This window comes from Corynebacterium nuruki S6-4 (assembly GCF_007970465.1).
Classification (GTDB): Bacteria; Actinomycetota; Actinomycetes; order Mycobacteriales; family Mycobacteriaceae; genus Corynebacterium; species Corynebacterium nuruki.
This window is the reverse complement of sequence record NZ_CP042429.1, coordinates 2726962-2751396: the sequence shown is the minus strand read 5'-3', so window position 1 is coordinate 2751396 and position 24435 is coordinate 2726962. Positions and strand designations below refer to the sequence as shown.

General features: G+C 70.8%; 22 protein-coding genes and 1 tRNA gene. 12 read left to right on the top strand and 11 right to left on the bottom strand.

The features are described 5' to 3' along the window. Window positions 1-13 precede the first annotated feature (13 nt). Window positions 14-565 carry a helix-turn-helix domain-containing protein gene (locus FSW06_RS12435; protein ID WP_010120060.1) on the top strand — a complete coding sequence of 184 codons (552 nt, stop codon included), beginning with the start codon at window positions 14-16 and terminating at the stop codon, window positions 563-565. A gap of 2 nt (window positions 566-567) precedes the next feature. Here FSW06_RS12435 and FSW06_RS12430 read toward each other — a convergent pair whose 3' ends face one another. Together FSW06_RS12430 and FSW06_RS14980 are read right to left on the bottom strand one after the other, a co-directional pair. Next, the gene (locus tag FSW06_RS12430; protein WP_010120062.1) at window positions 568-2271 is read right to left on the bottom strand and encodes an ABC transporter ATP-binding protein; all 1704 of its coding nucleotides are present in this window, start codon (window positions 2269-2271) and stop codon (window positions 568-570) included. After that, window positions 2271-4883 (bottom strand): ABC transporter ATP-binding protein/permease, encoded by a 2613-nt coding sequence (locus FSW06_RS14980; protein ID WP_274376970.1) that lies wholly within the window; start codon window positions 4881-4883, stop codon window positions 2271-2273. Before FSW06_RS14980 ends, FSW06_RS12430 begins: the two co-directional genes overlap by 1 nt. A 111-nt stretch (window positions 4884-4994) precedes the next feature. On the opposite strand from FSW06_RS14980, the gene FSW06_RS12420 reads away from it, so the two are divergent. Then, window positions 4995-5768: a siderophore-interacting protein gene (locus FSW06_RS12420; RefSeq protein WP_010120067.1), complete on the top strand. Its 774-nt coding sequence runs from the start codon at window positions 4995-4997 to the stop codon at window positions 5766-5768. A 164-nt stretch (window positions 5769-5932) separates the two neighbouring features. Here the strand turns inward: FSW06_RS12420 and FSW06_RS12415 are convergent, their stop codons facing one another. The 4 genes from FSW06_RS12415 to FSW06_RS12400 form a co-directional block, all read right to left on the bottom strand. After that, window positions 5933-6601, bottom strand: coding sequence for an SDR family oxidoreductase (locus FSW06_RS12415; protein WP_010120069.1), 669 nt, complete (start codon window positions 6599-6601; stop codon window positions 5933-5935). 10 nt (window positions 6602-6611) lie between these two features. Beyond that, window positions 6612-7121: a GNAT family N-acetyltransferase gene (locus FSW06_RS14830; protein ID WP_010120071.1), complete on the bottom strand. Its 510-nt coding sequence runs from the start codon at window positions 7119-7121 to the stop codon at window positions 6612-6614. Window positions 7122-7158: 37 nt separating this feature from the next. Then, window positions 7159-7995 carry a hypothetical protein gene (locus tag FSW06_RS14825; protein WP_139024440.1) on the bottom strand — a complete coding sequence of 279 codons (837 nt, stop codon included), beginning with the start codon at window positions 7993-7995 and terminating at the stop codon, window positions 7159-7161. 205 nt (window positions 7996-8200) lie between these two features. After that, window positions 8201-8273, bottom strand: a tRNA-Thr gene (locus FSW06_RS12400). Window positions 8274-8440: 167 nt separating this feature from the next. Here FSW06_RS12400 and thrE point away from each other — a divergent pair. The 5 genes from thrE to otsB are packed head-to-tail and all read left to right on the top strand — an operon-like array spanning window position 8441 to window position 13372. Further along, window positions 8441-10036: a threonine/serine exporter ThrE gene (gene thrE, locus FSW06_RS12395; protein WP_010120075.1), complete on the top strand. Its 1596-nt coding sequence runs from the start codon at window positions 8441-8443 to the stop codon at window positions 10034-10036. Between the two features lie 45 nt (window positions 10037-10081). Next, entirely contained in the window at window positions 10082-10408 is a 327-nt protein-coding gene (locus FSW06_RS12390) for a hypothetical protein (RefSeq protein ID WP_010120077.1), read from the top strand. Between the two features lie 20 nt (window positions 10409-10428). Then, window positions 10429-12012, top strand: a complete 1584-nt coding sequence (locus tag FSW06_RS12385) for an alpha,alpha-trehalose-phosphate synthase (UDP-forming) (protein ID WP_010120078.1) — start codon at window positions 10429-10431, stop codon at window positions 12010-12012. Beyond that, on the top strand, window positions 12009-12530 hold the full coding sequence (locus tag FSW06_RS12380) for an META domain-containing protein (RefSeq protein WP_139024441.1): 522 nt from the start codon (window positions 12009-12011) through the stop codon (window positions 12528-12530). Before FSW06_RS12385 ends, FSW06_RS12380 begins: the two co-directional genes overlap by 4 nt. A 29-nt stretch (window positions 12531-12559) precedes the next feature. Beyond that, window positions 12560-13372: a trehalose-phosphatase gene (gene otsB / locus FSW06_RS12375; protein WP_010120081.1), complete on the top strand. Its 813-nt coding sequence runs from the start codon at window positions 12560-12562 to the stop codon at window positions 13370-13372. Here the strand turns inward: otsB and FSW06_RS12370 are convergent. Further along, on the bottom strand, window positions 13350-14537 hold the full coding sequence (locus tag FSW06_RS12370; RefSeq protein WP_010120083.1) for a LacI family DNA-binding transcriptional regulator: 1188 nt from the start codon (window positions 14535-14537) through the stop codon (window positions 13350-13352). The two genes, otsB and FSW06_RS12370, sit on opposite strands and share 23 nt — an antisense overlap. Window positions 14538-14757: 220 nt before the next feature. On the opposite strand from FSW06_RS12370, the gene FSW06_RS12365 reads away from it, so the two are divergent. From FSW06_RS12365 to FSW06_RS12355, 3 genes are read left to right on the top strand one after another with little or no spacing between them, the layout of a single operon-like run. After that, on the top strand, window positions 14758-15735 hold the full coding sequence (locus FSW06_RS12365) for a metal ABC transporter solute-binding protein, Zn/Mn family (protein ID WP_010120085.1): 978 nt from the start codon (window positions 14758-14760) through the stop codon (window positions 15733-15735). Beyond that, the gene (locus tag FSW06_RS12360; RefSeq protein ID WP_010120087.1) at window positions 15732-16436 is read left to right on the top strand and encodes a metal ABC transporter ATP-binding protein; all 705 of its coding nucleotides are present in this window, start codon (window positions 15732-15734) and stop codon (window positions 16434-16436) included. The genes FSW06_RS12365 and FSW06_RS12360 overlap by 4 nt, the downstream gene beginning before the upstream one ends. Then, a complete protein-coding gene (locus tag FSW06_RS12355) occupies window positions 16433-17329 on the top strand; it encodes a metal ABC transporter permease (protein WP_010120089.1) in 897 nt (298 codons plus the stop codon). Before FSW06_RS12360 ends, FSW06_RS12355 begins: the two co-directional genes overlap by 4 nt. A gap of 11 nt (window positions 17330-17340) precedes the next feature. On the opposite strand, the gene FSW06_RS12350 is transcribed toward FSW06_RS12355, so the two are convergent. The 3 genes from FSW06_RS12350 to rlmB form a co-directional block, all read right to left on the bottom strand. Next, a complete protein-coding gene (locus FSW06_RS12350) occupies window positions 17341-18150 on the bottom strand; it encodes a hypothetical protein (protein ID WP_139024442.1) in 810 nt (269 codons plus the stop codon). Window positions 18151-18248: 98 nt separating this feature from the next. Beyond that, window positions 18249-19382 carry an oxidoreductase gene (locus tag FSW06_RS12345; protein WP_010120092.1) on the bottom strand — a complete coding sequence of 378 codons (1134 nt, stop codon included), beginning with the start codon at window positions 19380-19382 and terminating at the stop codon, window positions 18249-18251. A 41-nt stretch (window positions 19383-19423) separates the two neighbouring features. After that, window positions 19424-20377, bottom strand: coding sequence for a 23S rRNA (guanosine(2251)-2'-O)-methyltransferase RlmB (rlmB, locus tag FSW06_RS12340; protein WP_010120094.1), 954 nt, complete (start codon window positions 20375-20377; stop codon window positions 19424-19426). 71 nt (window positions 20378-20448) lie between these two features. On the opposite strand from rlmB, the gene FSW06_RS12335 reads away from it, so the two are divergent. Beyond that, on the top strand, window positions 20449-21846 hold the full coding sequence (locus FSW06_RS12335; RefSeq protein ID WP_010120095.1) for an MFS transporter: 1398 nt from the start codon (window positions 20449-20451) through the stop codon (window positions 21844-21846). Between the two features lie 186 nt (window positions 21847-22032). Here the strand turns inward: FSW06_RS12335 and cysS are convergent, their stop codons facing one another. Beyond that, window positions 22033-23457: a cysteine--tRNA ligase gene (cysS, locus tag FSW06_RS12330; protein WP_010120097.1), complete on the bottom strand. Its 1425-nt coding sequence runs from the start codon at window positions 23455-23457 to the stop codon at window positions 22033-22035. A gap of 25 nt (window positions 23458-23482) precedes the next feature. Between cysS and FSW06_RS12325 the strand changes: the two genes are divergently transcribed. Next, window positions 23483-24364 carry a fumarylacetoacetate hydrolase family protein gene (locus tag FSW06_RS12325; RefSeq protein ID WP_010120099.1) on the top strand — a complete coding sequence of 294 codons (882 nt, stop codon included), beginning with the start codon at window positions 23483-23485 and terminating at the stop codon, window positions 24362-24364. The last annotated feature ends 71 nt before the right edge of the window (window positions 24365-24435 follow it).

Genomic DNA, 24435 nt, shown 5'->3' with positions numbered 1-24435 from the left:
TACCCTGTTGGTAATGACTCATGACAGGAAGGTAACAGACACCGGGTGGATCGGCCGCCGCGCCCGGTCCCTGCGCACCGCCCGCGGGCTCACCGTCGCCGACCTGGCGCCCCGGGTCGGACTGTCCACCGCACAGCTCTCCCGCATCGAGTCCGGCGACCGGCAACCCTCCGTCGGCGCACTGATCTCCCTGGCCCGGGCACTGGGCACCACCCTCAGCGAACTCGTCGCCGACGAACCGGCCCCCGACATCCACGTCGTCCGCGCGGCGACGGCGGCCTCACACCCCACCGGCAGCGGCACCGTCACCGCACTGTCCGGCCCGCTCCCCGGGATCCAGGCACTGCAGCTCACCCTCGACCCCGCGGCCGACCCGGAACCGGCCGTCCACGACGGTGAGGAGTGGATCCGTGTCCTCGACGGCACCGCCGTCCTCACCGTCGGCGGCCGACGGACGGACCTGCAGGCGGGAGATGCCGCCCACTTCCGGTCCACCGTGCCCCACAGCCTCACCACACCGGACGCCGCGACGGTGCTCCTGGTGACGACCGGACACCACGACTGACCTCAGCGCACCCGCCAGGTCGCGGCGTCCCGCCAGCCCCGCAGCAGCCGGGCGTACTCGCCGTCCGCGGCCGCCAGCTCCCCGGGCGTCCCGGCCTCGACGATCCGCCCGCCCGACATGACCACGACCCGGTCGGCGACGGCGAGCATCGCCGGGCGGTGGGTGACCACCACGGTCGTGTAGTCGTCCCGGACCCGCCCCACCGTCTCCACGACAGCACGCTCACTGGCGCTGTCGAGTGCGGAGGTGGCCTCGTCGACCAGCAGTATCCGCGCCGGTTTCGCCAGCGCCCGGGCGATACCGACCCGCTGCCGCTCCCCGCCGGACAGCCGGGCGCCGAGATCACCGGCCGGAGTCCCCCACCGCTGCGGCGCCGCGGCGAGCAACGGGTCAAGACGGGCGTCGCCCGCGATCCGGTCGAGGTCGGCGTCGGTGAGCTCCGGATTGACGGCCAGCAGGTTCTCCTTCAGGGTGCCCGCATTGAGGACGGTGCGCTGGAATGCCGCGGTCGCCGCACCCCGGAGCTCCGCGGGTCCGGCCGGGGCGCCGTCGAGGGTGATCTGCCCGGCGTCCGGCCCCGTCAGTCCGGCGAGGGTGCGCAGCAGGGTGGTCTTGCCCGACCCCGAGGCGCCGATGACCACGGTGACGGTCCCCGGCGCGGCGACCAGGTCGACGTCCCGCAGCCCGGTGGTGCCGTCACCGAAGCGCACACCCACCCCGGACAGCCGGAGTTCCGGCGCGTGGTCCGTGCACGGTACCGGACGCACCGGTTCCGTCGTCACCACCTCCGCGGCCAGGTCGATGGTGCGGGTCAGGTTCCCGAGTCCGCCCGACATCTCGGAGACGACGGTGATCTGCTCGATGACCCGCAGCAGGACGATGACCATCGTCGCCGCCGTCACCGGGTTCAGCTGACCGTTGTCGTACCCCGCCCACACCACGACCCCGAACCCGAGCAGCACGGCCTGGATGACGAGCCCGTAGAGGAATTCGCCGGGGATCTGCCAGAACAGCAGGCGCAGGGCCCTGCCCCGACTGTCGGCGACGGCCCGGTCGACCAGCCGCGCCCCCGCGCCGACCTGCCGCGCGGTCCGCAGCGACGGCTGGGCCCGGGCGAACTCGAACAGGCGGGAATCCATCTCGCCGGACGCCTCCTCGAACTGCCGGTCCGCCCGCTTTTCGAGGCGTCCCGACCCCCACAGCGCCGCCAGGGCGAGCACGCCCCCGACGACCGTGACGAGCCCGGCCGGGACGTGGATGAACAGCAGCCCGATACCGAGGGCGAACGTGTAGATCACGGCGGTGATCAGCGGCTGGATCATCAGGACGACCCCGGAGGTCGCCTCCGTCGCCCCCTGGGAGACCAGGCGGCGCAGGTCCGCGGTAGTCGTGTCGGTGATACGGCCGGCCGGCCAGGCGAGTACGGCGTCCGGCGTGCGCCGTTGGATCTGCCGCATCACGCCGAGCCCCAGATCGAGTCCCCGGTGGGCGGAGAGGATGTCCACGGCCCAGCACACGGCGATGAGGGCGACCAGCAGCACGACCCACGGCCACGCACTGGCCGGATCATCACCGAAGAGGTCGCGGAACAGGGGGAACAGGACAATCACGGCGGCCGCCTGGAGGACCGCGGACGCGGTGACGAGCAGGAGGTAGATGCGGACGAGCCGGTCGGCGCCGGCCACGGTGCGGAATCGTGTGAGCATCAGTGCACCCCACTGCCTGTGTTGTCGGTGTTGTCTGTGTTGCCGACGGCGACGTCAGGGGCGGCGGCGTCCCACAGCCGGGCGTACCGCCCACCGGCGGCGACGAGATCGGCGTGGGTGCCGTCCTCGACGATCCGGCCGTCGTCCATGACCAGGATCCGGTCGGCGCCCGTGACCGTGTGCAGCCGGTGGGCGATCATCAGCACCGTCCGGCCGGCCAGCAGTTCGTCGAGGCCGCGCCGGATCTCCCACTCCGAGTCCGGGTCGGCCGAGGCCGTCGCCTCATCGAGGACGACGACCGGCGTATCGGCCAGCAGCGCGCGGGCGATACCGATCCGCTGCCGCTCCCCGCCGGACAGGTGCGCCGTATCCACCACCGTGTCGTAGCCGGCGGGAAGTTCCCCGATACGGTCGTGGATGCGGGCGGCCCTGGCCGCGGCGGTGATCTGGGCGTCGGTGGCCTCCGGCCGGGTGAGGGCGATGTTCTCGCGCACCGTACCGCGGACCAGGTCGACGTCCTGGAGCAGGATCGTGACGGTGGAGTACAGCTCATCCTGGCTCATCTCCCGGATGTCACGGCCGTCGATGCTCACGGACCCGGCCTGCGGATCCCACAGCCGGGCGACCAGGGTGCCGACGGTGGACTTCCCCGCGCCGGAGGGGCCGACGACCGCGGTGACGGTGCCCCGGGCGAGGGAGAGGGAGAAGTCGGTGAGCAGCGGACGCTCCGGGGTGTACCGGAAGTCGACGTGGTCGAGGACGACATGTCCGGGCGTGCCGGGGCGTCCCTCCGGGCCTGCGAGCTCCGGGGTGGCCAGCAGCAGCCCGAGACCGCTGCGGGCGTCCAGCGACATGATCAACGTGCCGACCGCACCGGAGATGCCGACGAGCTGCCCGCCGAACGCCGGACCGAGGACGAGGAACGGCACCAGGTCGTGCACGCTGACCCAGCCGGGGATCATCAGCAGCCAGGCGGCCACGACGAGGATGCCGAGCGTGGTGGTGGGCCGGTTGATCATGACGGCGAGGATCTTGCGGGTGCCGGTGTCCCGCTGCAGGGCATCGGTGAAGTCGCCGGATTCCTCCAGCTCACCGGGCAGGTCGACCAGCGCCCGGTCGCCGAAGATCTGGGAGATCTCCCGGTCGGCGAGGAAGGTCTGGGCGTCCCCGGTGATCCTCGCCATCCGGCGCATCGATTCGACACTCCGGTCCTTCTCTCGCAGGGAGATCCCGACCATGACCCTGAGGAACACCGCGATGGGGATCAGGAGGACGAGACCGAGCCGCCAGTCCACGGTGAACAGGTACACCAGCGTGGCCACGGGGGTGACGACGGCGGCGACGAGGTCCGGGACGGCGTGGGTGACGAGGTAGTGCAGTGCCGAGACATCGTCGGCGACGAGTTTCTTCACGTCCGTCGCCGAGCGTTCACCGAACCAGCCGAGCGGCAGCCGGGACAGTTTCCCGGTGAGCCGGCGGCGCAGTGCCGCGGCGAACGAGGCATCGTAGAGGTGGGTCAGCAGCACCAGCAGTGCGGTGCCGACGACGAAGATCCCCATCACCACGACCGCGGTGACGGCGGTGTGCACCACGTGGTCCCGGTCAGTGCCGGCGAGGAACTGGCGTGCCAGGTCGGCGAAGAGGATGAACGGGATGATCTGCAGCACCGACAGGCAGGCCTGCGCCAGGCCCGCCAGAGTCATCGGCAGTGCGGCGCCGGCGAGCACGCCCAGCTCCCCCTCCGGGGTGCCGTGCCCGGTGTGCCCGGCGGTCCCGGCGGTCACTGTGCCGGTCTCTTCGCCAGCCTCCGCGTCGGCCTCCTCGTTGGCTTTCTCGAGGACCTGCGACTTCCCCATCTCCCGGCCGCGGATCCAGTAGGCCTGGGCGTGCAGGGTCGCCCGGTTGAGCCCGTGCTCCCGCTGCAGGATGGTCCGGGCGTGACGGGTGGCGGTGCTCTCCGCGGTGACCCACGCGGACCACCCGGACCAGTCGCGCCCGCCGAGTGCCTGGGCCAGGGCCTGCCCGTCGGGGAGGCTGTCGAGCCATGCCGCGGTGATGTTCGGCCCCTCAGGCAGCGGGGGGAGGTCCTGTCCACCGGCGGCGTTCTCCAGGTAGACCACGACCTTCCGGTCCTGCGGCACAGCCTGGGCGATGGCCCGGACGGCGGGGAGCGCCGCGGCGTCCCCGAGCAGCAGATAGCCTTCGGGGGCGGGGTCGGTGACGGTGAACGGCTGGTCCCCGTAGCGCATGGCGACGAGTTCATCGCCGGGGCTGCAGTGCAGCGCCCACCAGGAGGCGGGCCCGTAGGGGTGGTGGAGGACGAATTCCAGGTCGAATTCCCCGGCGGCGGGGTCCGCCCTGGCGATGGTGTACCCGCGCTGGAACTGCTTCGCCCCGCCGTCGGGGTCCGGGAACCACAACCGGAGCCAGGAGCCGGGCGCCTCCCCCTCAGGGTGCAGGATCGGCTTGTCCGGGTCCTCGCGGAGGGTGACGCACATGTAGTCGTCGGTGATCCGGCGGCTCCGGACGACGGTGACGAGGTGGTCTTTCGCACCGAGGGTACGCATGAGCGCACCCTGGAATCCCTTGCCCATGGTCGTGGAGTCCTTCACTCGGGGACAGTATGAATAGGGCAGGCTACGTTATCCCCGGGGTCGCGTCAAATATCCGGGGCAGCGTCGCAAATGCCGGACCACGGCATACTTTTAGGTAAGGTTCACCACATGGGTAAAGGATTCGGAGGCACCGTCCTCAAAGCGTTCGGCGCGAAGGAGCACACGCTCACCGTCACCGGCAGCGACCGGCTGACCGACAACATGGTGCGGGTGCACTTCCACTCGGACACGCTGCTCAACCCCTCCGGCGAGGAGCCCGGCAACTGGATGCGCGCCTGGTTCCCCGACCCGGACGGCGGGACGAAGGAGTACCAGCGCGGCTACACCTACGTGAACGTGGACGCCCCCGCCGGCACCTTCTCCGTCGACTTCGTCGTCCACGAACCCGCCGGCCCCGCCTGTGCCTGGGCCCAGCGGGCGCAGGTCGGCGAGACCATCGACGCCCACCGGCTCGGCGAAGAGCCCTTCCACCCGGAGGCGGAGATCGAGGGCGCGGGCGTGCCGACCGGCTTCCTCTTCCTCGGTGACCTGGCCTCCTACCCCGCCATCAACCAGATGGCGCTCGCCGCCCGGGACGACCGGCCGGACGCCGAGATCGTGGTCATCCTCGAACGCCACAGCCCCGCCGACGAACAGTCGCCGCTGCCCGAGGGGGACAACATCACCGCCCGCTGGGTGGATCCCGTCGGCGACGGCGAGTCCTTGTACCGGGAGATCACCGGAAAGGACTGGACCGGCTGGTACGTCTGGGCGGCCGCGGAGACCACCGTGACCAAGCACGTCCGCCGTTTCCTCCGCAAGGAGGCCGGCCTGCCGAAGAAGGCGGCCCACACCCAGGCCTACTGGGCGCGCGGGAAGAAGATGGGGACCGACCGGGGTTAGCGGCAGGTACCGGGGGTCGGTCCGCTCCTGCGGATGCTGAGTTCACGAGCCGAGGTGTTGCTCGGAGACAGGAAAAAAGACCTGTCGGTTCGTTCCGCGGACATCAGGGGTCTTCTGCCGTGTCCTCCCGGCGGTCAGGTCCGTGACCTCCCCGGGAACGGCACTCAGACCACCTCGATGACCTGCCCGGTCTCCGCCCCCTCGACACTGCGCACGACAGCCTCGGCGACCCGGGCCACCGGCACCGAGGGGATCCCCGGGAAGAACGGCGCATAGTTGGGCTCACCCGCCGGGTCGTAGAGGGACTCGGTGACCACCGAGGGGCTCACCGCGTTGATCCGCACCCCGCCGGACAGCCCCGCCGCGGTCCGGACGTAGGCCTCGACCGCGCCGTTCGCCGCCGCTGCGGCGACACCGGTGGGCACCGCCAGCCGGGACAGGACGCCACTGGTCAGGGTCACGGAGAACCGGCCCGCCCCGGCGGCGTCCTGCTGTGCGGTCTGTTGTGCGACCCGTTCACGCAGCAGGGCCAGCGCCTGCTGCGCCACGGCGATCTGGCCGAGTGCCTTGTACGCCAGCGTCGCCCTGAAGTCGTCGACGGTGAGCTCCGGCAGCGGCCGGAACGGCCCGCCCCCGGTGGTGGAGACCACCGCGTCGAGCGGACCGGCCCCGGCCACCGCGGCCAGGGCCGGGGCGACCGAGTCCGGGTCGGTGATGTCGAGGGCCGGGGTGGTCGAGCGGGACAGTCCGACGACCTCGTGGCCCCGGAACTCCAGCAGTTCCGCGGTGGCCCGGCCGATGGTCCCGGTGGATCCGACAAGTGCGATGCGCATGGCCCCCAGGCTAGAGAATGATCTCCAGCAGGGTCATCCCGAGGCGGCGTCCGAACTTCGTCCCGACCTCCGGCAACTGGCCGACCTGCGTGAAACCGACCTTCCGGTGCAGCCGGAGCGAGGCCTCGTTGCCGGACTCGACGGCCGCGACCATGACATGCTTGCCCTCGTCCCGCGCACGGGAGATGAGTTCGGTCATCAGGGCGGTGCCCACTCCCCCGGCCCGGCGGGTCCCGTCGACGTAGATGGAGTTCTCGACGGTGTCCCGGAAGCCGTCGTAGGCGCGGAAGCTGCCGTAGGTGGCGTAGCCCAGGACGGCGTCCTCAGCGTCGACGGCGACGAGGGCGAGCGTGCCGGGGCGCCGGTGCTCCGCCAGCCAGGTGCGCCGGTTGTCGACGTCGACGGTGTCGTCGTTCCACACCGCGACGGTGTTGACGACCGCCTCGTTGTAGATGGCGGTGACGGCGGGGAGGTCGCGGTCCTCCGCCTCACGGACGGTGATGGTATCGGTGGCTGCCACGAACCGGATTCTAGCCGCCGACCGTGGCCCGGGGACGCTACCGGGCCGCCTGCCGCAGGAAGTAGTAGTAGGCACTGCCGTCCGGGCCGGTGAAGCACTCCGACATGTTGACCCCGGGCGTGAGGTCCTGGTTCTGGCCGCAGGTGTAGGTCGAGGCGAACGGTCCCTTCTTCGCCCACTCCATCCCGCCCTGTGCGGTGAAGGGGGGCGAGGGCCACTGGTCCTGTTCCGGCGCCGCCTGCTGCGGCTGCGGGTCAGGGGCCGGCGTGGCGGTCCGGCGTGGGGACGGGGCCGGTGTCCCCGTCGCATCGGCGACGTAGTGCCGTTCATAGGGGCGGGTGACCGGGATGGCGTCCGTCACGCCCGACATGTGCTCGTCGTGGTAGTCGAGTTGCGCGGGGACGAAGTACTTCGCCTGCCCCAGACCGGCCGTCATCTCGTCCTGGTCAATCCACTTGTCACCGTTGGTGTCGAGCGCGCCCAACTCCGCATAGCCCTGGAGGATCACTGCGTCGAGCGCGGCGGCGCACTGCTCGTTCGTCTGCTGGAGCTGGGTGAACAGCCGCTCCTGCTTGGAGTCGCTGAACACGTGCCTGACTTCGTCGGTCACATCATGGTTGTCCCAGCAGTAGCGGGTGTCGAGGTCGTATCCGCCCCGCTCCTTGTCGTTTCCGAAGACGGCACGGTTCTTGCCGGTGTGGAGGTACCCGTACCGGTCAGCCTCGTCCCGGGCTCCGCCGGTCTGCGATGCTTCGGTGAACGCCGCCGCATCGGCACTGTTGTCGTCATCATCGCCGCAGGCCGCCAGGCCGCCGGCCAGAGCCACCGCGAGAGCAGCAGTTCCTACGCGCGTCTTCATCCTCAGAAAGGTCATGAACGAAAATCTAACAGTCGCCGCACAGGTTTCTGTCATTCTTCGGGGAGGGTTCCCCACGGCACCCGGCGGCCCGCGGGCGGGCGCGCCACGGACGGCTGACGGACCGGCCCGGCGCGTGACAACCGATACACATTCCGGCACATCCGTGGCACGGTCCGCCCGGAATGTGTATCCGTCGTGACGGCCGTTCCCCCGGTCATTGAGCTGGAGACGAGACTTGAACTCGCAACCTACGGTTTACAAGACCGTTGCGCTACCGATTGCGCCACTCCAGCGGGCCCTCCACCGGTGTGGAGTTCCGAAGCGACTGTAGCAGGAGCCGCAGCGTCCCCGGACATTCCACCCGGACTGCGTCGTCCCCGGCCCCGGGGACCGGTACGTCGGCCGGTAGAGTAGCCCCTGCACACCGCCAGTGACACTTCGGGAACGGAGGCCGGGGACCATGACGACGACCGAACCAGCCTGGCTGCGGCTACGGCACCGTCTCTCCGACCTCCTGTTCAGCGGGAACCGGGCGACGATCGACACGATCCGCACCGCCCCACCGCCGTCACCGCTGGCCCCGGTCGACCTCACCGACCCCCGGGAGGTCCACCGGGTCACCGACCTGGCCGCCCGGATCGGTGACCTGCTGCTCGCCTCCGGCACCTCCAACACGGACACCAAGGCACAGCTGCTCGCGGTGACCTCCGCCTACGGACTGTCCGGCTGCCATGTCGACATCACCCTGAACACCGTGACGATCTACACCCCCGCCACCGAGAGCGGCATCCCGCCGGGGTCGACGTTCCGCGTGGTCAGTTCACTGAACACGAACTTCTCCCGGTTGACCGAGGTCGACCGGCTGATCCGGTCGATCGTCAACGGCGCCACCCCGCTGGACCTCGCCCGGAGGATCCTCCGGGACATCGAGATCACCCCGCCGCCCTACCGGATGCGGTGGGCTCTGCTGAGCTGGGGCGGGTTCGCGGGGTCGGTGGCGCTCATGCTCGGCGGTGACGGCATCGTCGCCCTCATCGCGACCGTCACCTCCGTCATCATCATGACGATGTGCGCGTGGCTGGGGTCGAAGTCGCTGCCGCTGTTCTTCCAGAACCTCGTCGGCGGGATGATCTCGACGATCCCGGCGGCGGTCACGTACAGCTTCACGCAGTACCTGCACATCGACGTCTCCCCGTCGCTCGTCATCGGTTCCTGCATCGTGGCCATGCTCGCGGGACTGACCCTGGTCCAGGCCCTCCAGGACGGGGTGACGGGCGCCCCGGTCACCGGGTCGGCCCGGTTCTTCGAGACGGTCCTCATGACCGGCGGCATCATCGCCGGTATCGCGATGGGGATCCAGCTGATGAGCCGGCTGGGGATGACACTCCCCCCGATCGACACGTCCTCCACGGTGGGCAACGTCGACAGCGCCGCCCTCCGCCTGCTCGGCGGCATCGGGGCGACACTGTTCTTCTGCATCTCCGAGTTCTGTGAACGCCGGGCCCTCGTGGTCTCCACCGGCACGACACTGGTCGCCTACGGCGTCTACCAGCTGCTCCTGCCCGGGTTCGGGTTCGGTTCCGTGACAGCCGGCGCGGTGACGGCCGTGCTCGGCGGTCTCGCGGGCGGCCTGCTGTCCCGCCGGTACCTCATTCCCCCGCAGATCACGGCCATCGCGGTGATCACCCCGCTGCTGCCCGGCCTCGCTCTCTACCGTGGCATGTACTCGCTGCTCACCGACCAGCTCGTCGTCGGGATCTCGAACCTGGGTATCGCCCTGGCGACGGCGACGGCACTGGCGGCCGGGGTGGTCTTCGGCGAGTGGATCGCCCGCCGGCTCCGTCGACCGCGGATCCTGCACCGCTACGAGGGACTGCGGCGTCCGCGGGTCCGCCGGTCGCGGGGCCGCCGCGGCGAGGAATCGGGACGCCGCGCCCCGGTCCACTGGCAGATCCGCCGGCTGCGGCGGCGCGGGACCTCGCCCTGGCTGCCCTCCCGGGACCAGTACACCCGGGGCCGCAACCCGGGCGGTGCAGACCGGGACGCATCGCGGTAACATGGACGTTCTGCAAGAGCACGTCTGACACGCGAGGGAGTTTCAGTGCCGCCGAAGGTCACGGACAGCCAGACCACAAGTGCAGAGTCGCTGCACGCTGTGGAGGAGGGGACCGCGGTCGCCGCACAGCGCATCGTGGCCACCTACGCCAGGGATTTCCTGGACGCCACCACCCTGATGTCGATGCTCGGCGTGGAGCCCGAGGGTCTCATCCACCGCAAGGTCGCGGCGGAGTACGCCGAGCCGGAGCCCGCGAAGAAGGCGACCAAGAAGAGCACGAAGAAGACGACCAAGTCGACCGCCAAGAAGACGACGAAGAAGTCGACCGCCAAGAAGACGACGAAGTCCACGGCGAAGAAGTCCGCCAAATAGGACACCTGGGAGCGCTGAGCATGGTCGACGAGAGTGCCCGGAGCGGTACGGCGGGCATCTCCGCCGGCGCCGACATGGTGGTCGTGGCCAACCGGCTGCCGGTCGACCGGACCGTCGGCCGCGACGGGTCGACCTCCTGGACCACGAGTCCGGGCGGTCTGGTGACCGCGCTGCGTCCGGTCCTCGAGGCGTCCCACGGCAGTTGGGTGGGATGGCCGGGGACGACCGCCGATTCCCCCGATGAGGAGGTCGCGGTCGCCGATATGCCGGAGATGGAGGGGGGCGTCACCCTCGTCCCGGTGAATCTCAGCACCGACGAGTTCCGGACCTACTACGAGGGTTTCTCCAACGACACGCTGTGGCCGCTGTACCACGACGTGATCGTGCACCCCGAGTTCCACCGGTCGTGGTGGCGCGCCTACCGCGCGGTGAACCGGCGCTTCGCGCTCGCCGCCGCGGAGGCCGCCGCACCGGGGGCGACGGTCTGGGTGCAGGACTACCAGCTGCACCTGGTGCCGGGGATCCTGCGGGAACTGCGTCCCGACCTGAAGATCGGGTTCTTCCTGCATATCCCGTTCCCGGCCCCGGAGCTGTTCCGGCAGCTGCCGTGGCGGTGGGAGGTCCTGCAGGGCACGCTCGGCGCGGACCTCATCGGCCTGCACACGCCCGATTCGGCGTGGAATTTCCTGTACACGCTGCGTGCCCTCGGCGCCGACGTCACCTTCAGCAAGGTGGGTGCGGGGGACGCCTGCGGGACCGACGGGACCGCTGACGGTGCCGAGGGGACCGACGAGGAGGGCGTCGCCTACATCCGCGGCGCCCGGCTGCCGCGGCGGGACGCCGTGGCGGGCACCGTCCGTGCCGAGGACGCCGACGGGCGGATCCGCGAGGTCAAGGTAGGGGTGTTCCCCATCTCCATCGACTCGGCCGGGGTGAAGGCCACCGCCGACCGCCCGGAGACCATCGCCGCGGCGACGGCCCTGCGCCGACGGGTGGGGTCCCCCGGGATCCTGCTGGCCGGGGTGGACCGGCTCGACTACACCAAGGGCATCCTGCAGCGGCTGCGGGCACTGGAGCAGCTGCTCGACCGGGGTCAGCTCGACCCGGACGACGTGTGCCTCGTCCAGGTCGCCACCCCGTCCCGGGAGCGGCTCGAGTCGTACCAGAAGACCCGGAACGACGTGGAGCTGGCGGTCTCCCGGATCAACGGACGCCACGGCAGCCTGGGACACACGGTCGTGCACTACACCCACGCCGGCCTGCCGTTCAACGAGGTCGTCTCGCTGTATTCGGCGGCTGACGTCATGCTCGTCACCGCCCTGAAGGACGGGATGAATCTCGTCGCCAAGGAGTACGTGGCGAGCCATTCGGACGGCTCAGGGGCGCTGGTGCTCAGTGAGTTCACCGGTGCGGCGACCCAGCTGCCGGAGGCCTACCTGTGCAACCCCTACGACGTGGAGTCCACGGCGGCGGCGATCATGCAGGCCATCGAATCGCCGGAGTCCGACCGGCGCCGCCGCATGGTGTCGATGTGGGACGAGGTCCGCACCCACGACGTCCACGGCTGGGCGCACCGTTTCCTCGACGTCCTGGGGCAGGCATGAGGCGCCCGGCCGTGGCCGGTGCCGCCGCCGGTGCCGCGCTCACCGTCGGCGTCCTGCTGTCCGCCTGCGGGTCCGGTGACGTCCCCGGTGACGTCGCGGACGCCCGCTGGCAGGTCACCGACATCGAGGACGCCGTGGGCGCCGACTCGGGCGCCCCGGTGACCACCGGCCTGTCGGACGCCGACCAGGCCCGCACCTGGCTGTCCTTCGGCACCGGGGAACTCTCCGGGGGCGTGGGCTGCCTGTCCCTGACCGGTGACGTGGAGTGGAAGAAGGACAACACCCTGCACATCGGCGACATCCGGGACCGGGACGCCGGCGACGACAGCAACGGGCCGGCCTGCATGCCCGGCGACCGGACCATCGCCGACCGGCTGACCGCGGTGCTGGCGGACACGGACCTGCACTGGGACAGCGGCTCCAGCGGCAACTACCGGAAACTGACCCTCACCCGCACCGACGGTGACACGCAGGACTGGCAGACCGCACGCTCGGTCTCCTTCCTGGGTACGCACTAGGGGCGCGCCGGCCCGCTACGCTGGGGTCCATGAGTCTTCCCCCGCTCTCCGAAGTCACCGACGCCGACATCGACCGCCTCGCCTCCTCCCCCACCCTGCTCGCCGCACTCGACGTCGACGGCACCCTCGCCGACTTCTCCACCGACCCGCTGAGCGTCCGCATGGTCCCGGGCACCCGTGACCTCGTCGCCCGGCTCGCCGCCTGTGACGGGGTGACCGTGATGCTGCTGTCCGGCCGGGACCTCTCCCAGCTGCGCGTCGTCACGGAGACCGAACCGACCGCCACCCCCGGCCCCGACGACATCCGGCTGGTCGGCTCGCACGGCGCCGAACCCGCCGAACAGGACGCCGACGCCGACGGCCGGACCGACGTCCTCACCCCCGACCAGGTCGCCCTGCTGGACCGGGTGACGGTGCTCGCCGAGGAACAGGCCGCCCGCGACGAGGGACTGTGGGTGGAGTACAAGCCGTTCTCCCGCGGACTGCACCGCCGGACCGCCCAGGACCGGAGTGTGGCGCTGGCCGCCACCGAGGAACTGCGCGAGGAATGCGCACAGCTCGACGGGGTGACCTTCACCGACGGCAAGGAGATCCTGGAGGTCGCGGTCACCGACATGTCCAAGGGCCGGTACCTGCAGTGGTACACCGCGGCCACGGCGCCGGCGACGGTGCTGTTCATGGGCGACGACGTCACCGACGAGACCGCCCTGCAGGTGATGCGCGGTCAGGACCTGGGTGTGAAGGTCGGCGAGGGGGAGACCGCAGGCACCCGCCGGGTCGCGGACCCGCAGGAGGTGCAGGAGGTCCTGCGCCGTCTCGTCACCGCCCGCGAGGCGCGCTGACCGTCCGGCCGGCGTGCCACTCGGTCGGCAGGGCGATGCGCTTCTCCGGCTCGGCCCAGCTCACGTCACCCGATCCGGCGGCGGCCTTCGCCCGCGGTGACCGGAACTGGTCCTCACGCCGGCGGATCAGCGCGGCGAGGACGTTACCGGTGGTGAACCCCTTCTCCCGGTTCGGCTGGATGACCGTCGACAGGCCGCGGTCCAGCGCCCGCGGGATACCGTCGAAACCGGTGACCGACAGATCACCGGGGACGTCGATCCCCATCGACCCGCAGTAGTCCAGCACACCCAGCGCCATGGAGTCCGTGGTGCAGATGACCGCGGTGAGGTCCGGGTGCGTCTCGAGCAGCTCCGTGGCGGCGTCCCGCGCGGTCTCGGGATTGTTGAGGTGCCGTTCGATGACGGGCACCGTGGCACGGTCGATCCCCGCCTCCGCGAGAACGTCGAGGGCGCCGCGGACACGGCCGGCCTGCACGTGCATCTGCGCGCCGGCGAGCCGTTCCGCGGTGACCGGGCCGTTATTGGGGTGCCGGTCCAGCCGGATGCACAGGATGCCGATCCGGGTGTGCCCGGCATCCACCAGCGCCTGTGCGGCGGGACGGATCGCGGTCGAGTCGTCGATACCGACGAAGTTCACCCCGTGGTCGTCGGCCGGCTGGTCACAGATGACGGTGGGGATGTTGCGGGCGGTGACGGCGGCGAGGAAGGGATCGTCGGCGGCGACGGAGTACACGATGAAACCGTCGACCACGGCCTGGTTGACCAGGGTGGCCGGCCGGTCCTCCTCGGCGGTCTCCGCACCGGCGGGGATGAGCAGCATGGAGGTGTCCATGCCGACGCACGCCTCGGAGACACCCGACATGAATTCGAGGGAGGCCTGGTCCTCGAAGGCGTAGGTCATGTCGTCGGTGAGCAGCACGCCGATCGCCCCGGAGTGGCGGGTGCGCAGCGAGCGGGCGGTGGGGTCCGGCCCGGAGTAGCCCATCTGCTCCGCGGTGGCGAGGATCCGCTCCCGCAGTTCGGCGGAGAGCTGTTCCGGCCGGTTGTAGGCGTTGGAGACCGTGGTGCGGGACACGCCGAGTTCCGCGGCGATGGATGCGAGGGTGCCCCGGCGGCCCTGCCTGCCCTGCCGGGTCCGGGTGTTCTGCCCACTGGATCGGTTCACGGGTCCTCAGTCTAGCGGGTGGGACGGGGCCACCCGCCTCCACCGGCGACGTGCCGGACCGCGGTACCGCGTCCGCGCACCCGGCCGTGCGCCCCCTGCGTCCGGGTGCGCCTCCGCCGGGTGGTCCGCAGCCCGGAAACCACCCTGCCGTCGTACATCCGGACGTCGACCACCATCGCATATTGACAATGGTTGCCAACAGCGGCTAGGTTTGCACACCATGCGAAGCCCCCGTCACACCCGCCGTACCGTCGCGGCCCTCACCGGCGCCGTCCTTCTCATGCTCGGCCTCACCGCCTGCTCGGGCGACCGGGACAGCGCCGCCGACAACGGCGATCTCCGGATCGTCGCCTCCACCGCCATCTGGGGATCGATCGCCCGGCAGGTCGTCGACGACGCGAAGGACGACGGCTCCACCCTCGACGTCACCGTCGACACGGTCCTCTCCGGCACCGACGACGATCCGCACGAGTACGAGGCCACCGCCCGGGACATCGCGAAGATCCGGGACGCCGATGTGGTCGTCGGCAACGGCGCCGGCTACGACAACTGGCTCACCGACAACGCCTCCGACGGCGCCGAGATCATCACCGCCGACCAGGTCACCTCAGGTCACGACCACGGGGACGACCACAGTGATGACCACAGCGACCACGCTGACGACGGGCACGACCACGGGCACGCGGAGAACAACCCGCACGTCTGGTTCAACCTCATGCTCGTCGAGCACTTCGCCGACCACCTCGCCCAGTACCTCCACAGTGTCGACGACTCGTTCCCCGACCGCGCCACCGGCGTCTCCGGGGAACTCGGCAAGGTCACCGACCGGCTGAAGAAACTGCCGGAGGCGAACGCCGTCCTCACCGAACCCGTCGCCGCCGACCTGCTCGACGGGACGAAGGTCCGGGACGTCACCCCGGCGGGCTACGCCCACGCCACCCTCGCCGAATCCGAGCCCTCCGCCGCGGACATCTCCGCCGCCCGCGACCTCATCACCGACGGCACCGCGACCGTCCTGATCACCAACGCCCAGGCCCAGAGCCCCGCGGCGTCCCAGCTGTCGCAGGCCGCCAAGGACAAGGGACTCGACAGGAAGCACGCCGTCATCAACGTCAACGAGACCCCCGACAACGGCCAGAGCTACTTCGACTACCTCGACAACACCGTCAGCGCACTCGAGAAAGCCACCGCCAAGTGACCCCTCTGACCTTCACCGGCGCCGCGGTCGACCCACTGTGGCGCGATCTCGACCTCACCGTGCAGCCCGGCGAATTCCTCACCGTGCTGGGGCCCAACGGGGTCGGAAAATCCACCCTGCTCAATGTCGCCCTCGGCACCCGGCACCTCAGCCGCGGCACCGTCGAGGTCCCCGACCGGGTCGGCTACATCCCCCAGCAGCGGATGTTCGACCCGGATCTTCCGGTCCGGGTGCGTGACCTCGTCGGTCTCGCGATCGGCCACGGCGTCCTGTCCGGACGCCGCCCCTCGCGCTTCGTCGTCAACGCCGCACTCGACGAGGTCGGGGCGGCCGGCCTGGCGGAGCGGCGCGTCGGCACCCTGTCCGGCGGCCAGCAGCAGCGGGTCCGCCAGGCGCAGGCACTGGCCGGCGACCCGCAGGTGCTGCTGTGCGACGAGCCGCTGCTCAGCCTGGACCTGCGCGCCCAGCGCGCCACCGTCGACCTGCTCGACCGGCGCCGGAGGGAGCGGGACACGGCCGTCGTCTTCGTCACCCACAGCATCAACCCGGTCCTCGACGTCACCGACCGGGTCCTCTACCTGGGGCCCGGCGGCCACGTCACCGGCACGGTCGGGGAGGTCATGACCACTGAGGTGCTGTCGGATCTGTACGGTACCCGGGTCGAGGTCGCGACGGTGAACGGGAAGCTGGTGGTCGTGTGAGTACCTGGGATCTGCTGCAGGTCGATTTCGTGCAGCATGCACTGTGGGCCGCCCTGCTGCTCGGCATCGTGTCCGGGGCCGTCGCCCCGCTCATCGTCATGCGGAAGATGAGTTTCGCCGCGCACGCCACCGGCGAACTCGCGCTCATGGGCGCCTCGGCGGCACTGCTGCTCGGCATCAGCGTGACCCTCGGTGCGGTGCTCGGCGCCATCCTCGCCTCGGTGGTCCTCGCCCTGCTCGGCATGCGGGAGCAGGACGCCACGACCGGGGTCGTCCTCGCCTTCGGCATGGGCCTGTCGGTGCTGTTCATCTACCTGTACCCCGGCCGGACCTCTGAAGCCTATGCCCTGCTCACCGGGCAGATCGTGGGCGTCTCGGGCGCCTCACTCGGCATCCTGGCGCTCATCACCGTCGTCGTGGTGGCCGTGATCGCCGTCCTGTGGCGCCCCCTGCTGTTCGCCACGGCCGACCCGGTCCTCGCCGCGGCGAGCGGGGTGAAGGTCAAGCTGCTCGCCGCGGTCTTCGCCGTCATCATCGGTGTGGTCGCCTCGCAGGGGGTGCAGGTCGTCGGCGCGCTGCTGCTGCTCGCCCTGCTCATCACCCCGGGTGCCGCGGCGGTGAAGGTCACCGCGAACCCGTTGGCCGCGGTGGGGCTCTCGGCCCTGTTCGCGGTGGTCTCCGCCGCGGGCGGCCTGGTGCTCTCGCTGGGCCCCGGACTGCCGGTCAGCCCGTTCGTCACCACGATCAGTTTCGTGATCTACCTGGTGTGCCGGGTCATCGCGTGGCAGCGCGGCCGTCGCATGTCCCGGGACGCCACTGCCGGAGCGGGCGCGGGCGGACTCGCCCCCGAGTTCACCGAGGCGGAACCCGGCGCGGGGGCGCACCACCACTGAGCCGTCACCGGTCAGACGCACTCCATGAGCTGGTCACGCAGTCCGGCGGGGACGCCGTCCCGGTCCAGCCGGTCGCTGTTGTAGCACGGGTAGCCGGTCGTCGCAGAGGTGCCGTCGGGGTAGTACTCGGCCCACGACCCGACCCAGACGAAGTTGTGCACGTTGTCGGTGGCCGCCTGCCCGGCGCGCAGCCACGACGCATTGCACCACAGGATCGTGTCGAGATCGGCGGCGCCCGGGTTCCGGTGCAGTGCCTCGACAGTGCAGGGTTCGACGACCGGGGGCACGCACTCGGTGACCGCGGCCCGCGCTCCGGCGCTCACGCCGAGCTGGTCGAGGTATGCACCTGAGTAGCACTCGTTGCCGGTACCGGGGTTGTAGCTGTCCGGGGCGAACCCGACCCAGCCGTGGTCACGGTGCATGAACGCCCGGTTGAGATAGGTGGTCACACTCTGGGAGACCGCCCAGTCGCCGTCACAGTAGGCGATGCCGTAGATCTCGCCGGGTCCGTCCCCGTAGGCCTGCTGCAGTGCCTCGACGGTGCACCGGTCGGTCACAGGGCCGCCGCCGCCACCGCCGCCTCCGCCCGGCGTCGGCTCGCCGACGGCCACACCTCCGCCCCCGGAACCTGAACCGCCACCGGCGGAGCCGGAGGGGTGCGCCGTGCGCGGCGCGGTGGTCGCGGTCGTCGTGCCGGACGCCGAGGTCGAGGCGTCCGCTCCGGAGTCGCCGCCACCGGAGCAGGCGGTCAGTGCCGCCCCCGCCAGTACCACCGCCGCGGCGATGCGCGGGATTCTTCCTGTCCTCATGGTCGTGAACATGTCGGTCTCCTTCGGGAAGCTGTCATCCACGACATCGACCACCGCACCCGTAACGTGTCACCCCCGTACCGGCCGGGTCGACCTGCCGGTCCGTTCCGCTAGAAGTTCGCGCGGAAGTACTGCGGCGCGTGGGGCAGCTCCGCCCGCGGCACCCGCAGCTGCGAGGCCGCGACCGCTGCCCAGTGCGGGTTGACCAGCGCGGCACGCCCGATGGAGACGGCATGTGCCTGACCGGTGGCCAGGATCGTCTCGGCCTGGGTGGCGTCCACGATCACGCCCACCGTGGAGACCACCGCGGCGTCCTCCCCGAGGCCGGCGTCCGCGAGGGTGCGGGTGACCTCCTGGGCGAGCGGGACCTGGTAGCCGGGGCCGACCGGGATGGTCGACCCGTCGGTCAGTCCGCCCGTGGAGACGTCGATCCAGCTGACCTGGCCGGCGGCCACGAGGTCGCGCAGCACCTCGGCGACCTCACCGACGTGCAGTCCGTCGTCGACCCAGTCGGTGGCGCTGACCCGGATGCCCAACGGCTTGCTGTCCGGCCAGACCTCGCGGACCGCGGCGACGACCTCCCGCAGCAGCCGGGAGCGGCCGGCGAGGTCCCCGCCGTAGCCGTCGGTGCGGTGGTTGGTCAGCGGGGAGAGGAACTGGTGGATGAGGTAGCCGTGGGCGGCGTGGAGCTGCACCACGTCGTAGCCGGCGTCGTCGGCGCGGCGGGCGGCACCGGCGAAGGCGTCCACGACCTCCGCGATCTGTGCCTCCGTCAGGGCGCCGGCCGCCGCCATCGACGGCATCACCGGGGCATCGTCGGCGGAGACCGTCGGCCAGCCGCCCTGGTCCGCAGGGATGGTGGTGCCGTCGTCGCTGCCGGGCAACATCGGCCAGGTGGAGGCCTTACCGCCCGCATGTCCGAGCTGGACACCGGCCGCCCGGCCCTGCCCGTGGATGAAGTCGACGAGACGGGCGTGCGGGTCGACCTGGCCGGCATCCCAGAGTCCGAGGTCCTTCGGGGAGATCCGGCCCCGTGCCTCCACGGCGGTGGCCTCGGCGACGACGAGCCCGAACCCGCCGGCGGCCAGCGCCCCGAGGTGGGACAGGTGCCAGTCGGTCGGTACGCCGTCGAGGTCGTCCACGGAGTACTGGCACATCGGCGCGACGAAGGCGCGGTTACCCACCGCCAGACCGTGTCCGTCGGGGGTGGGCAGGGTGACCGGGGTGAAGAGAAGGTGGCTCATACCGGGGTACAACGCCCGGGAGCCGGCCCCGATTCCCGGAACTACCCCCGCACCCGACGCTGCCGGGCGAACTCGCTGAGCACCACGCCAGCGGCGACGGAGGCGTTGAGCGACTCGACCTTGCCGGCCATCGGGATCGACAGGATGTCGTCGCAGGTCTCCCCCACCAGCCGCGACAGGCCCTTGCCCTCGGACCCGACGACGACGACCACCGGGGTGGTGCCGTCGTAAGTGTCGAGGGTGTGCCGGCCGCCGGCGTCCAGCCCGACGACCTGGTAGCCGTTCTGCTGGAACTGCTTGAGCGCGCGGACGAGGTTCGTCGCCCGGGCGACGGGCAGCCGCGCCGCGGTGCCCGCCGAGGTCCGCCAGGTCACCGCGGTGACCGAGGCACTGCGACGCTCCGGGATGACCACACCGTGGCCGCCGAACGCGGCGACGGAACGGATGACCGCACCGAGGTTGCGCGGGTCGGTGATGTTGTCGAGCACGACGACCAGCCCGGGGCGTCCGGAATCCTGCGCGCGCTGGATGAGGTCGTCGACCTCGGCGTACTGGTACGGCGGCACCTGCAGGCCGATGCCCTGGTGCATGCCGTTTCCGGTCATCCGGTCGAGTTCGTCCCGGCTGACCTCGAGGACGGGGATGCCGCGCTCGGAGCTGGTGTGGACCGCCTCGCTGAGCCGGTCGTCGTTGCCGGTGCCGATCGCCACGTACAGCGCGGTCGCCGGGACGTGGGCGTGGAGGCACTCGATGACCGGGTTACGCCCGACCACCAGCTCCGGCTGCGTCGACGGGTCCTTGCGCGCCTGGCGTCCGGAATCCCGGCGCTCCTTCTGCTTCTTCGCCTTGTACTTCGCGTGGTAGACGCGGTCCTCCGCCTTCGGCGTCGCCTTCTTCCCCCGCAGCGACCGCCGGCTCTGTCCGCCCGAGCCCTTGGTCGAGCCCTTCTTGTTCGTCTTGCGGACGCCACCGGCGCGCTTGTCATTTCCTGCCATGCAGGCCATCCTATCGGCACAGCGGGTGTACCTCTATTCCGGCGCGTTCCATGAGGGTATCCTGACAGGACATGGAACCAGCTCCACAGCATGATCTGTCGACCACACAGCTCAGCCGGACCGAACGCCTCGACCGGCTCCCGGTCACCCGGGCCCACACGAAACTGCTCACCGGCTCCGGCATCGGCTGGGCACTGGACGCCATGGACGTCGGCCTCATCGGCTTCATCATGGCCGCGCTGACGCAGCACTGGGGCCTGTCCCACACCGAGACCTCGTGGATCGCCTCCATCGGTTTCATCGGCATGGCCCTGGGCGCCACCCTCGGAGGGCTGCTCGCCGACCGGTTCGGACGCCGCCAGGTCTTCGCCCTCACCCTGCTGGTCTACGGCCTGGCCACCGGGGCCGCGGCCCTGTCCACCGGTCTGGTGATGCTGCTGGTCCTGCGGTTCCTCATCGGGTTGGGGCTGGGCGCGGAGCTGCCCGTAGCGTCCACCCTGGTCTCCGAGTTCTCGCCGCGGGCGGTGCGCGGCCGGATGGTCGTGCTGCTCGAGGCGTTCTGGGCGGTCGGCTGGATCGCCGCCGCGGTCATCGGCACGCTGGTGGTGCCCCACGGCGACAACGGCTGGCGCTGGGCCTTCGCCATCGGCGTGATCCCCGCCGCCTATGCCCTGGTGGTGCGGCTGCGGCTGCCGGAATCGGTGCGCTTCCTGGAGTCGAAGGGACGCCACGACGAGGCGGAGGCCACGGTCCGCTCCTTCGAGTCCAGCGAACCCGCGCCCCGGCTGTTCCAGTCGCGGACGACCTCGGGTGACCGTGTCCTCGACGAGGCGCAGCGGGACGCCGCCATCGGCGGGACCACCGACGCCGGGGACCCCGTGACCTCCATCTGGGCGCCGACGATGCGGAAGCGCACCGTCGCGTTCTGGACCGTGTGGTTCTGCATCAACCTCAGTTACTACGGGGCGTTCACGTGGATCCCCTCGATCCTCGCGGAGAACGGCTACTCCCTGGTGAAGTCCTTCACCTTCACCCTGATCATCACCGTCGCCCAGCTGCCCGGCTACGCGTGTGCCGCGTGGCTGATCGAGAAGTGGGGACGGCGGGCCACGTTGACCGCGTTCCTCGTCGGCTCGGCGGTCTCGGCGGGCCTCTACGGGCTGGCCGATGCCGAGTGGTCGATCATCGTCGCCGGCTGCCTGCTGTCCTTCTTCAACCTCGGCGCGTGGGGCGCGCTGTACGCCGTCGGCCCGGAGCTCTACCCCACCCCGCTGCGGGCGACGGGTACGGGTGCGGCGACCGGTTTCGGACGCATCGCCTCGATCATCGCACCGCTCATCGTGCCGCCGCTGCTCGTCTTCGGTGGCACCGGCATCCTCTTCGCCCTGTTCGGCGTGGCCTTCGCCATCGCCGCCGTGGCGGCGTTCACCCTGCCGGAGCTCAAGGGCACCGCGCTGGCGGAGCGGTAGGGGTTCCGGCCCCGGGAACACTCCGGCGCCACCGTGACGACCGGTACACAGATCATCCGGTCCGTGGCACCGGATCCCCGGAATGTGTATCCGTCGTCACCGGCTGCTCCCCGAATTCGTCACCGAATCCGGACGCCACGGTAGCGGCGCGGGGAATCCGGTGACGAATTCGGGGAGACCCGGCACCTACTCCAGCGACCAGGTGGCCCCGTCGGCCGAGTCGGCGACGGAGATGCCCGCGGCCTTGAGCCGGTCGCGCACCGCATCCGCGGTGGCCCAGTCCTTCTCCGCCCGGGCGGTGGCACGCCGCTCCAGTTCCGCACCGACGAGCACGTCGAGGGCCCCGAGCGCCTCATCGGATGCACCGGCCCCGATCCCCTGACCACGGCCCTGCGCGTCCGGCCCGGACCACGTGTCGGACAGCGGGTCCACACCCAGCACACCGGTCATCGCCCGGACGGCACCGGCGGCGTCCGCGACGCCCACCCGGTCGCCGGCCTCCAGGGCCCTGTTGCCCTGCCGGACGACATCCTGCACCACGGCGATGGCCTGCGGGACGCCCAGATCATCGTCCATCGCCGTCGCGAACTCGGCCGGCCAGGCACGGATACCCACGGCGTCCGCACCGAGCAGCTCCACGGCGCGGACGAGGAACTTCTCGATCCGGCGGAAACCACCCGCGGCGTCCTGCAGCGCCTTCTCCGAGTACTCCAGCATGGAGCGGTAGTGCGCCGAGCCCAGGTAGAACCGCAGCTCGATGGGGCGCACCAGTTTCAGGACGTTCGGCACCGACAGGACGTTGCCCAGCGACTTCGACATCTTCTCGCCGGACATCGTCACCCAGCCGTTGTGCATCCAGTAGCGGGCGAACCCGTCCCCGGCGGCGTGCGCCTGGGCGGCCTCGTTCTCGTGGTGCGGGAACTGCAGGTCCATGCCGCCGGCGTGGATGTCGAACTCGGCACCGAGGTACTTCCGGGACATCGCCGAGCATTCGATGTGCCAGCCCGGCCGGCCGAAGCCCCACGGGGTCTCCCACCCGGGCTCACCCGGCTTCGCGGCCTTCCACAGGGCGAAGTCGCGGGGGTCCTCCTTGCCGGGGGCGGCGTCCTCACCCTGGTCGAGCTCGTCGAGCCGCTGGTGCGACAGGAAGCCGTAGTCCGGCACCTGCGCGGTCCGGCAGTACACGGAGCCGTCGGGGGTCGGGTAGGCCAGCCCGTGGTCGATGATGCGCCGGATGTAGGCGATCATCTCCGGGATGTGGCCGGTCGCGCGGGGCTCGATCGACGGCGGGGTGACGCCCAGCAGGTCATAGGCGCGGGTGAAGGCACGCTCATGGGTGGCGGCCCATTCCCACCAGGGGCGGCCGTGCTCGGCGGACTTGGCGAGGATCTTGTCGTCGATGTCGGTAACATTGCGGACGAACGCCACATCGAGGCCCTTCGCCGCCAGCCAGTTGCGCAGGATGTCGAAGGCCACACCGGAACGCACGTGCCCGATGTGCGGGATGGACTGCACGGTCGCACCACACAGGTACACCGAGGCATGTCCTTCCTGCAGCGGGACGAAGTCACGGAGTTCACGGGTTGCGGTGTCGAAGATACGCAGAGTCACACCAACATTGTAGGAGAGACGTCCCATGAAGCTCGCGACGGCACTGATCAGCGGCGCCCCCTCGACCATCGTCGTCGACGGGACCGACGGAGGCGCCGACGGGACCGCGGCGACGGTCACCGGCCGGGTCGTGGAGCGCCAGGACCTCGGCGCGGTGATGCGGACCTCCGCCGCCGGGCTGGCGGCGAAGGTGGAGACCGGTCTGCGCCGCGACGGCACCCCGGTCACCCTGCCGCGGACCGCCCTGCTGCCGGTCATCCCCCGCCCGTCGAAGGTGGTGTGCGTCGGCCTGAACTACCGGGAGCACATCACCGAGATGGGCCACCCGGTCCCCGACCACCCGACCCTGTTCGCGAAGTTCACCTCGGCGCTCACCGGCCCGTACACCGACGTCCGTGTCCCGGAGCACCTCGCGGCGAAGGCGGACTACGAGGGGGAGCTCGCCGTCGTCATCGGACGCCGCCTCCGTGGCGGGCGGGGCGGCGCCTCCGCACAGGACGCCCGCAGTGTGATCGCCGGTTACGCGGTGGCCGATGACTTCTCCCAGCGGGACTGGCAGTACCGGACGCAGCAGTGGCTGCAGGGCAAGAATCTGGACGCCTCCTCGGCCCTGGGGCCCTGGCTCACCACGGCTGACGGGTGTGACCCGGTCGCCGAGGGCGCGGTGCTGCGTACCACGGTCAACGGCGAGGTCCGGCAGGAGCACTCGACGGCGGACCTGGTTTTCTCCCCGGTCGACCTGGTGCGCTACATCTCCGAGTTCGCCACGCTCGAACCCGGTGACGTCATCGTCACCGGCACCCCGGAGGGTGTGGGCGCCGGCTCCGACCGGTTCCTCGCGGACGGCGATGTGGTCCGGGTGGAGATCGACGGTCTCGGGGCGGTCGAGAGCACCGTCCGGATCTGACCGGAACGGCGGTGGCGGGACCCCGGTTTTGATACTCTCCCCGGTAAACCCTGTGTTTCCTGTGTCCACCG